The organism is Neisseria sp. P0009.S007 (genome assembly GCF_051962515.1).
Map to the genome: position 1 here is coordinate 1 of NZ_JBQCVF010000929.1, position 395 is coordinate 395.

A 395-nucleotide genomic window follows, 5' to 3' on the forward strand; every position below is an offset into this window, starting at 1 on the left:
GTTATACCGCGGCAACCATCAGGCGCGGATTTTCGAAGAAGCCTTGCGCAGCGCGCGTGTTCCCTACCAACTCTCCGGCGGACAAAGCTTTTTCGACAAAGCCGAAATCAAAGACGTTTTGTCCTATTTGCGCCTGCTTGCCAATCCCAACGACGATCCCGCCTTCCTGCGCGCCGTCACCACGCCCAAACGCGGTATCGGCGATGTAACGTTGGGCAAACTCAACACCTACGCGCACGAACACGAATGCAGCCTGTATGAAGCCGCGCAAACCGAAGAAGCCCTTGCTTTGCTGAACAACACCAACCGCCAACACCTGCAAGCCTTCATGGATATGATTGAAAGCTACCGCGCTAAAGCCGAAACCAGCGAAGCAGGCGAGCTTATCCATAACC

The 395-nt window shown here is 55.2% G+C and carries 1 protein-coding gene; it reads left to right on the forward strand.

What is annotated here, in order from left to right; genetic code table 11:
• A partial coding sequence (locus ACTHS3_RS17160; protein ID WP_440368660.1) for a 3'-5' exonuclease occupies nucleotides 1–395 on the forward strand: 395 nt, incomplete at both ends.